Raw genomic sequence first — 9,406 nt, 5'->3', positions numbered from 1 at the left:
GAATCAGACCCTTGAAGCCCTAACCGCCTAGAGTTAAACCAGTCCAACTTTCGGGGGCTAGTTCACCCTGTGTGCGTCTCTTTTTATTCGGCGCCCCGACACCGCTTGCCAGTACTGCTTGCCGACGGCGCCTGCGATTAGGACATATACCTCTGCCTGCGGTACCCTGGCAGGGTTGCTTGACGCAACGATCCTCCTGCTGCATAGCGGTTGGCATGAAAGACAGTGCCAGCGCACCACGCTGTGTAGCCGAAATACAAGAACTAGACCATAGGAGGTGATGAGGTCCGTGCGTCACTACGAAGTAATGATTATTATCGATCCGTCTCAGGATGAGCGCACCGTAGGCCCGTCCCTGGAGAAGTACCTCGACGTTGTCCGCAAGGAGAACGGCAAGGTGGAGAAGGTGGACATCTGGGGTAAGCGCCACCTCGCCTACCCGATCGAGAAGAAGGAAGACGGCATCTACGTTGTCGTCGACCTCACCTGCGAGTCCGCAACCGTGCTGGAACTCGACCGTCGTCTGAATCTGAACGACAGCATCCTGCGCACCAAGGTGCTGCGGGTTGATCGTTAATCTGCGTCATATTTGCGTATCCAGAGTGCTCGAATGGGGCACACCGGTAATGCGAAAGCCGTAGGATAGCGGGCGAAAGCCCCATCATCAGCTCGACAGAATACAACCGAGGAGAAGAAGCATGGCTCAGGGAGACGTACAAATCACAGTGGTTGGCAACCTGGTTGCTGACCCGGAGCTTAAGTACACCCAGAACGGCACCGCCGTCGCGAACTTCCGCGTCGCGTCGACTCCGCGGGTGTACCGAGATGGCCAGTGGGTTGACGGCGAGGGCATGTTCCTCACCTGTAGCCTGTGGCGTGAGGCAGCGGAGAACGCTGTCGAAAGTCTCTCCAAGGGCATGCGCGTCATCGTCCAGGGTCGTCTGCGCCAGCGCAGTTACGAGACCCGCGAGGGCGAGCGTCGTACCGTCTTTGAGGTTGAGGTCGATGAGGTGGGTCCGTCCCTGAAGTTCGCTCGAGCTCAGGTCACGCGCACTCCACGCAACGGCGGTGGAAACTTTGGCGGCGGTAACCGCGGCCAGGGTGGAAATGCCGGTGGTGGTTTCGGCGGTGGCTTTGGTGGAAACCAGGGCAACCAGGGTGGGCAGAGCGATCGCGGTTTTGGTGGCGGAGCTCCTGCGGAAGATCCGTGGAACTCAGCTCCTCCGGCCGGTGGCGGCTTCGGCGGCGATGAGCCTCCGTTCTAAGCTCCTTTCAGCCACGGCACTACGCGACTAGTTTGCAGCAGATTTAGCATCCACAATTCTCATAATCTTTTAAAGACATATCCAGCGAAAGGCAGGGATCATGAAGCTGATCCTCACCGCCGACGTTGACAAGCTCGGTGTCGCAGGCGACATCGTTGAGGTCAAGGCCGGCTACGGACGTAACTACCTGCTTCCTCGCGGACTGGCAATTGTTGCCACCCGCGGCGCAGAAAAGCAGATCGAGGGCATTCGTCGTGCCCAGGAGGCTCGCGCTATCCGCGACCTCGACCATGCACGTGAAGTCAAGCAGAAGATTGATTCGCTCGACAACGTCTCCGTTGCTGTGAAGGCTTCGGAAAATGGCAAGCTGTTCGGTTCTGTCACCAAGGGTGACATCGCCGATGCAGTTCGTAAGGCTTCCGGTCAGGCTATCGACAAGCGCGCAGTCGTGCTTGCTCCGAGCCAGATCAAGTCCCTTGGTAAGCACACCGTTGACATCGCGCTGCACCCGCAGATTACCGCGCATGTTTCCGTACAGGTCGTCGCCGCGTAAGTTCGCGGTTTAGAGTTTTTACTTTGACGGCGGCTGACGAGCACCGCGTTTAAAGACTGCGCGGGCTCTGAGGCCCAATGACAACAGCACACGTGAAGCTCTGATCTTTCGTAGTGAAAGGTCGGGGCTTTTCGTGGTTTAAGGCTGGTTTAAAGCCTTTTACGCAGGTGCTGGAAAGAGCGTCTACAACTTGTCCACAGGCTAACGATGATTCTTGTGGATAATCCTGTGGGTAACTTGCTTGGCTACCGTGGATAACTGTTCTGGAGAGAGCGAGATTTTTATTAATTCATCGTTAATAATCTCCGCATGAGCAGCATCGATGCTAAAGGGGTAACAGAGGATCGCATTTGTGCAGGATCAAGACAAATATGCACTGACCTGCGTAGATAGAATATTTTCGGGTTGAAACTCCGCTACCCCCGTTAACATTCAAGCGACGGTTTAGGGTTACGGACCGTTCACCTGGACTTTTCTTGATTGTGCACATGTTCTCCCCAGGCTTATCCACAGGTGCTGTGGATAACTTCGGGGATAACCCCAGTCGAAGCTTGTTTTCCGGGGCCTCCAAAGGTACTTTTACAGGTCCGTCAATCCGCTCGAACAGGTATAACTGCGGTAGGTAGTCAGGTGTCCAGTGCTGGCGGTCGGACAGGCGTATTGAGCGTGAGGGTCAGTCAGCAACAGGGTTGAAAAGGCACCTAAGTGGTCCAGAAGGGGAGGAGCTGCTCACGATGAGTCAGCCTGTAGGTGATGGTGGTCATTCCGGAGCAGGGGACGAGGTGTCCTCCTACTCGGTGAATTCCCACGATGATTCCTTCGATGACGTTCCGCTGCCCCCGGAACCGCCGGTAGAGGATGCGCCACCGGAGGAGTATTCCTTCTCGCAGAGCTCGGGCAACGGATCGTCGTCAAGCGGTTCTGGGGCGCGGGACTGGGAGCGAGACCGTGGTCGTGGCGCTCGTGCGAGTGCCGTCGCGGGCGCGACCTTTGAGCGCACGCCGCCGCACAATATCGAGGCGGAGCAGAGTGTGCTCGGCGCGATGTTGCTGAACTCAGAGGTCGTCGCGGATGTGTACGAGCAGCTGACGCCGGAGGATTTCTACCGGCCGGCCCACCAGACGATTTACTCGGCGATTTTGCACCTCTACGGTGAGTCCTCGGAGATTGACCCCATTTTGCTGGCAGGTCGTCTGGATCGAACTGGAGACTTGGAGCGCATCGGTGGTCCGCTGTACCTGCACACGTTGGCCTCCCTGGTGCCAACGGCGGCGAATGCGCAGTTCTATGCCCGCATTGTTGCAGAGAAGGCGACAATCCGTCGCCTGGTCGAGGCCGGCACGAAGATCGCCCAGATTGGCTATGCGGGCGCGGAGGATACGGAGCCGGAGCAGCTGGTGGATGAGGCGCAGCAGCTCATCTTCAGCGTTGGACGTGAGAACACGAAGAATGACTACGTTCCCATCGCCGATGTCCTGGATGACACGCTGGAGGAACTGGATCTTATTACCCAAAACGGCGGTCTGGCGCAGGGTGTGCCGACGGGGATTACCAACCTGGACAAGCTGACGAACGGTCTTCACCCAGGTCAGATGGTGATTATTGCGGCTCGTCCGGGTGTGGGTAAGTCGACGCTTGCAATGGACTTCATGCGTTCGGCCTCGATTCGCAACGGCATGACCAGCGCAATTTTCTCGTTGGAGATGTCGCGCAATGAAATCATGATGCGCATCATGTCCGCAGAGGCGAAGATCAACATGGCTTCTTTGCGCTCCGGTGATCTGGATGAGCGGGACTGGACCAAGCTGGTCGAGGTCGGCGACAAGATCCGCGATGCTCCGCTGTTTATTGATGACTCGCCGAACCTGACCATGATGGAGATTCGCGCGAAGGCACGTCAGCTGAAGCAGAAGCACGATCTGAAGATGATTGTGGTCGACTACCTGCAGCTGATGAGCTCGGGTAAAAAAGTCGAGTCCAGGCAGCAAGAGGTCTCGGAGTTCTCCCGTCAGCTCAAGTTGTTGGCGAAGGAGCTCGAGGTACCGCTGATTGCAATTTCGCAGCTGAACCGTGGTCCGGAAGCCCGCACAGATAAGAAGCCACAGGTCTCGGACCTGCGTGAGTCGGGTTCGCTAGAGCAGGATGCCGATATCGTCATGCTGATTTACCGGCCAGACTCGCAGGAGGCCGACCATGAACGTGCTGGTGAGGCGGATATTATCGTCGCAAAGCACCGTGGTGGACCGACCGGAAGCATTGCTGTGGCCCACCAGCTGCATTACTCCAGGTTCGCCAACCTGGCGGAGGAGCCCAGTGGTTCTCTCTAAGTGCCTGGCCTAGCCACCCAGAATTAGTGCAATCCGGGTGGCTAGGTAAGGTGAGTGACAGTCAATGGGGCGAGTTTTCGTGCGTTGATGGTTTTGAAGGTTTTGAGGGTTACGCGGAGTCGTCGGGAAGCGGGGAAGCACTATGTCACCAACTGCCGCTCCCGTGGCAGCGGAGGCTAAAGCGAAAAGGCAGAAGAGCGCGCCGAAACAGCGCGTCGGCTGGGTCGATGCGGCCAAGGGGCTGTGCATTCTTTTAGTTGTGCTTGGCCATGCCATCACAGAGCTGCAAGCGCACGGTTACTACACGGCGCAGTGGGCGGGGATTAACTTCTTCCTCGGACCAATCCGTATGCCGCTGTTTTTCCTGCTATCTGGTCTGTTCGCCGGCAAGGCACTCAAAGAGTCCTGGCATAAGTTGGCCAACCGCCGAATCTGGGTGATGGTCTATCTCTACGTGATTTGGGTTCCACTGCGTGACTTCGTGCTTTTCCTCATGCCATATACGCACGTGGATGCCGATGGCATCGTGTCTCCGCCGCCGATTACGGACCATAGCGCGTGGGGGCCGCGAATTTACAACACGCTTCACGCGGTCATCGAACCAACTTCTTACCTGTGGTTCCTGTGGGCGCTGGCGCTGTTTGCAATTCTCACTCGAGCATTCCGCTGGGTACATCCGGTGATTCAGCTCATCGCTTCAGGCCTCATTAGTGCATGGGCACCTTTTGAATCTTCGAGTTGGTCGTGGGACTTTGTCAGCAAAATGCTGTTCTTCTACGTGCTGGGCATGTACGGCGCGCCCTGGATTTTCCGGATGGCACAGCGTCGCAGCGGCCTCTCACTGCTAGTGACGCTGACGGCATTCCTGTCGGTGGCAATCTGGGTGCAGGCGACCTACTCGAGCTTTAACGAAGGCAACGTCGGCTTCACCCGCGTGTACCTGTCCACCACTGGCGCACTGGCTGCAATCAATGTTATGGCGATGCTGCAGAACACTCGCCTAGTTGTGCCCTTTGAAAAGATTGGCGGCCGAACGCTGCCTATCTTCCTCATGCACATTCCAATGTTGGTTGTGGTCATGATTATTTGCGACCTCATCCTGCCGAAGGACCCACACTTGGTCATCATGACGCCGCTGGTGACTATCATCGCGGCGATGCTGTGTCTCGGTCTGCACAGGTTGCTGCTTGCCATCGGTGCCGGGTGGCTCTTCGTCCGTCCCGCGTGGGTAGTGCGCATGACTACGCCGGGACAGCGTGCTCTTCAGCGCAGTCAGAATCCTTCCTCCCTGTCTGAAGGCGAGGCTCCGCGTCAGCCGAAGAGCGAACCTGCTTCCTAATTCAGCTCAACAAGGCGGTAGCGTGGAACCGAGAGCCGATCAGGCGACAGAAGTGTCACAGAGAATAGCCATGAAGAAATGAGAAAGCCATGCGTCTAGCAACGTTGCGATACCAGGGTGCAACCCGCGCCGCTGTTCTCGGCGACGGCGTAGCGGTCCTTTTTGATGACCACTGTCTCGGAGATGTGTTAGCGCGGCCAACGTGGCGTCGTGAAGCGGAAGAACTCTTGGCGGAGGCGGGGAACAACCCTGACAACGTCATGGCGGAGAGCGCGTGGGCGTTCGCACCGCTGATCACGCGGCCGGGCAAGATCGTCTGCGTCGGCCTGAACTATGCCGCGCACATCGATGAGATGGGGCACGAGCGTCCCGAGGTGCCGACGCTATTCGCGAAGTTTGCCGACGCCGTCGCCGGTGCGAAGGATGACATCCGAGTGCCGGAGGCCTGCGCGGAAAAGCTCGATTATGAAGGCGAGCTCGCGGTTATCGTCGGCGAGACCTGCTTGCGGGTGTCGGAGGAGCAGGCGCAGGACGCTATCGCTGGGTACGCGATTATGAATGACTTCACCCAGCGCGATTTCCAGTACGCCACCGCGCAGTGGCTACAGGGGAAGACGTTGCAGCGTGCCAGTGCTTTCGGGCCGTGGATGCTCACGGCCGATGCCTTCGATGCGGACTCCGCACGGGTGCGCACATACGTCGACGGAGAGTTGCGCCAGGATGCACCGATTGCGGACCTTGTTTTCTCCCCGGCGAAGTTGATCGCCTACATCTCACAGTTCGTGCAGCTGAACCCGGGCGATGTCATCTCCACGGGAACGCCGGCGGGTGTTGGCCACGGCATGAGCCCGCAGACCTACCTTCAGGATGGTCAGGAAATGGTCATCACCATCGATGGCCTGGGTAAACAGGCCAACACTGTCCGCATCAACCACTAGCACGCGCCGCTTTACGACGTCCCCGCGAACCCGGCGGGAATGAATCGACCCCCGCGTGCGTTGTGGGAGACTAACGGGTAAAAACCTACGTAAAGAACGTGAAGTTAGAACACGACGTCAAAGAGTAAGAGGAGTCAGACCCATGGCAACTGTTGATATTACGAACGAGACTTTCGCTGAGACTATTCAGAACAACGACATTGTGCTCGTTGATGCCTGGGCATCCTGGTGCGGTCCGTGCCGCCAGTTCGCCCCGATTTATGAGAAGGCATCGGAGAAGCACTCAGAGGTAGTGTTCGCAAAGCTGGACACCGATGCCAACCAGGAGGTTTCGGCCGCCCTGGGTATTCAGTCGATTCCGACGCTGTTTGTTTTCCGCGAGGGAATCCTGCTGTTCCAGCACTCTGGTGTGCTGCCGGAGACCGCCCTGAGCGACCTGGTTGGCCAAGCTTCGGAGCTGAACATGGATGATGTCCGTGCGCAGATTGCCGAGCAGGCAGCACAGGATAGCGCTACCGAGTAAACTCTGCTGTTCAGCCCGCATACTGTGCGTTTTCTGACTTGGAGCACTGCCTCGTAAGCCCCCGCGCCTGAACTAGCCCTCAAGCCCGCGGGGGCTTTTTGTATCTAGTCTGCGCGCTGGCCACGAATGAGCCAGCCAATACCAAAGCCAGCGAGTGCCGCTATTAGTGCCCACAGGGCTGGCGCGACTTTGTTTGAGTCCTTCTCAATCGACAGTGGTGCGCTGGTGCGGGCGTGCTCTGTCTCCTTATCGCCTGTTGGCAGAACCTGCCCGTCCGGGAACACGTGCTTGACAGCTTCGGTGAGGTCGTTGGCGGCCAGGTTTTTGCCCAGAACCGCGATAGCGTAACGGTCATTGTCGCCAAGGAATCCGGCAGTGGTGTGCTGCTCTTCGTACCAACCGGACTTGTTGGCAATCGTTTCCTTCGGGAGCGCTGCACGCAGACCGAAGTTCTGGTCTGCATCGCCGTAGGAGTAGCGCGGCAGGGAGTACATCAGCTGACGCATGTATTTGGTCTCCGTGTCGCTCAGTCCGCCCTCTTCGCTCAGCATGCGGTCAAAGTAGGCGACCATGTCTGCTGGCGTACTGGTGGTGGCTCCCCACATAGGCGAGCCGACGGTTTTATCCGACAGGCCGTAGCGCTGCCGGACATTGTCAACGATGCGTACACCGCCGTAGGAATCCCACAACTCGTCAGTTGCTTCGTTGTTGGAGTATCGAATCATGTCGTCGCGCAGCATGGCGTCGGGGTTGCCCTCAACCGGCATATCGCCTTGGCCAGCGACGATCTCGCCCTTCTTCGGCTGCGTGTAGTTGGAATAGGCCACAACATCGGCGACGAACACCTTCATCAGGCTGGCAAGGCGAAAAACATCATCACAGTGTGCGTTGCAGATGAACTCACCGGTCTGGCGATCCAGGATGCCCATGCCGAGCATGCCGCCCTTAGCATCGAACTTCTCGGTCACTTCGTCGAGACGAGTTTGCACGCCAAGGCCCCATTGGGTCTTCGCCCCTGGCACAAGTGGGGGAAACTCCTTCGGCTCACTTTTCGCAGTGCTTTCCGACGGCTCCGTCGAGGACGTTTCCGATGTCGGTGAAGAGGTTTTCTCTGCCGACTTCTCCGCGGTTCGCCCTGTGCTCTTCTCGGGAGCCTTTTCAGCTGGCTTTTCGGTGGTCTTCTTGGTTTTTGCGTCGGAGGGCTTAGTCGGCTCCGTTGAGGATGGAGCTGCGACGATTACCTGCGAAAATGCGCCGGTATCGGTGGAGTCAGCAGTTGCGGTGACTGTCGCATTAGCCAGCGGCGCAGTTGCTGACAGAGTAATTACCGCGGCGAGACTCGCGGCAAGTCCGCGGTACGCGCGTTGAGGGCAATGAACCATGTTTAGAGAGTTTACAACTCTGGGGAAGTCTTGCTTGTCGGTAACCAGCTCTTTCCGTTTTGCCGAGAGAGAGCGAGCTAGCTCACGTACAATTTTTTAAGAGATGGAATCTTCTCGGTTCCGATTAGTTATTCCGCATATGTTGAGGAAGGTTGGATTTGCATGGCTAATCCATTTGCCAAGGGCTGGAAGTACATGATGTCTTCGTTCGATAAGAAAATCGAGGACAATGCGGATCCGAAGGTTCAGATTGCGCAGGCAGCTGAGGCCGAGCGTCAGCGTCATCAGGAGATTCAGCGTCAGGCTGCGGCTATCATCGGCAACCGCAATCAGCTGGAAATGCAGCTGGGGCGGTTGACCTCCGAGCGTGACAAGATTACCGAGAACACCCGCCAGGCACTTGCCAATGCGGATCAGGCTCGTGCCAAGGGCGATGAGGCCACTGCACAGAAGATGGAAAGCACTGCTGAGGTGTTTGCCACCCAGCTGGTGAATGTTGAAAAGGAGCTGGAAAATACTACGCAGCTCCACCAGCAGGCCGTATCTGCTGCTGAGGAGGCACAGCGTCAGGCGCAGCAGTCGCAGGCTCGCTACGAGCAGATTAAGCAGGATATCCGCAAGCTGGAGTCGCAGGCGGATCAGGCCAAGATGCAAGAGACCGCGTCGAAGACTCTCCAGAGCATGCAGGGTATTTCCGAGGATCCAAATGTGCCGACTTTGGATTCGGTCCGTGAGAAGATTGAAGGCCGCTACGCCAATGCGTTGGGCGCTCAGGAGCTCGCGGAATCCTCACAAGCAGGTCGCATGGCTGAGATCGAGACTTCGACTCGCGATGCCGCTGCCGACATGCGCCTGGCCGAAATTCGTGCCCAGATGAATAATGAAAGCGCTGCTCTCGAATCCGGTTCTGCCGCGAAGGATAACGCCGGCGAGCTGGAGTCCGCCGAGTCCGCCGAGTCCGCCGAGGCCGTTGAGGACACCACAACGGACGCAGACGAAGCGAAGTAGCCTTCGCCAGTTGCCAACAATCGCCAACAAGAAAGTGTCGGGGTTTATGGCAGTTTGAGCGGGAAAAATCA

General features: G+C 57.6%; 9 protein-coding genes. 8 read left to right on the top strand and 1 reads right to left on the bottom strand.

Annotation, left to right across the window (positions count from 1 at the left end; all coding sequences use genetic code 11):
- The first annotated feature begins 289 nt into the window (after positions 1–289).
- The 7 genes from rpsF (at position 290) to trxA (ending at position 6,945) form a co-directional block, all read left to right on the top strand.
- A complete protein-coding gene (gene rpsF, locus CORAM0001_RS10635) occupies positions 290–577 on the top strand; it encodes a 30S ribosomal protein S6 (RefSeq protein WP_005511978.1) in 288 nt (95 codons plus the stop codon).
- A gap of 121 nt (positions 578–698) precedes the next feature.
- Positions 699–1,265, top strand: a complete 567-nt coding sequence (locus CORAM0001_RS10630; RefSeq protein WP_005511984.1) for a single-stranded DNA-binding protein — start codon at positions 699–701, stop codon at positions 1,263–1,265.
- Positions 1,266–1,365: 100 nt separating this feature from the next.
- The gene (gene rplI / locus CORAM0001_RS10625; RefSeq protein WP_005511982.1) at positions 1,366–1,818 is read left to right on the top strand and encodes a 50S ribosomal protein L9; all 453 of its coding nucleotides are present in this window, start codon (positions 1,366–1,368) and stop codon (positions 1,816–1,818) included.
- Between the two features lie 734 nt (positions 1,819–2,552).
- Positions 2,553–4,145, top strand: coding sequence for a replicative DNA helicase (dnaB, locus tag CORAM0001_RS10620; RefSeq protein ID WP_005511988.1), 1,593 nt, complete (start codon positions 2,553–2,555; stop codon positions 4,143–4,145).
- 142 nt (positions 4,146–4,287) lie between these two features.
- The gene (locus CORAM0001_RS10615) at positions 4,288–5,484 is read left to right on the top strand and encodes an acyltransferase family protein (protein ID WP_005511987.1); all 1,197 of its coding nucleotides are present in this window, start codon (positions 4,288–4,290) and stop codon (positions 5,482–5,484) included.
- 89 nt (positions 5,485–5,573) lie between these two features.
- Positions 5,574–6,422 (top strand): fumarylacetoacetate hydrolase family protein, encoded by an 849-nt coding sequence (locus CORAM0001_RS10610; protein WP_005511983.1) that lies wholly within the window; start codon positions 5,574–5,576, stop codon positions 6,420–6,422.
- A gap of 142 nt (positions 6,423–6,564) precedes the next feature.
- Entirely contained in the window at positions 6,565–6,945 is a 381-nt protein-coding gene (trxA, locus tag CORAM0001_RS10605; RefSeq protein ID WP_005511980.1) for a thioredoxin, read from the top strand.
- Between the two features lie 104 nt (positions 6,946–7,049).
- On the opposite strand, the gene CORAM0001_RS10600 is transcribed toward trxA, so the two are convergent.
- Positions 7,050–8,327 (bottom strand): serine hydrolase, encoded by a 1,278-nt coding sequence (locus tag CORAM0001_RS10600; RefSeq protein ID WP_005511979.1) that lies wholly within the window; start codon positions 8,325–8,327, stop codon positions 7,050–7,052.
- A 162-nt stretch (positions 8,328–8,489) separates the two neighbouring features.
- On the opposite strand from CORAM0001_RS10600, the gene CORAM0001_RS10595 reads away from it, so the two are divergent.
- Complete coding sequence (locus CORAM0001_RS10595) at positions 8,490–9,335, top strand: PspA/IM30 family protein (protein ID WP_040361982.1); 846 nt, start codon at positions 8,490–8,492, stop codon at positions 9,333–9,335.
- Positions 9,336–9,406 lie beyond the last annotated feature (71 nt).

The organism is Corynebacterium amycolatum SK46 (assembly GCF_000173655.1).
Taxonomy (GTDB): Bacteria; Actinomycetota; Actinomycetes; order Mycobacteriales; family Mycobacteriaceae; genus Corynebacterium; species Corynebacterium amycolatum_A.
Note: the sequence above shows the minus strand (reverse complement) of the source record. Positions and strands in the feature narration are given on the sequence as shown.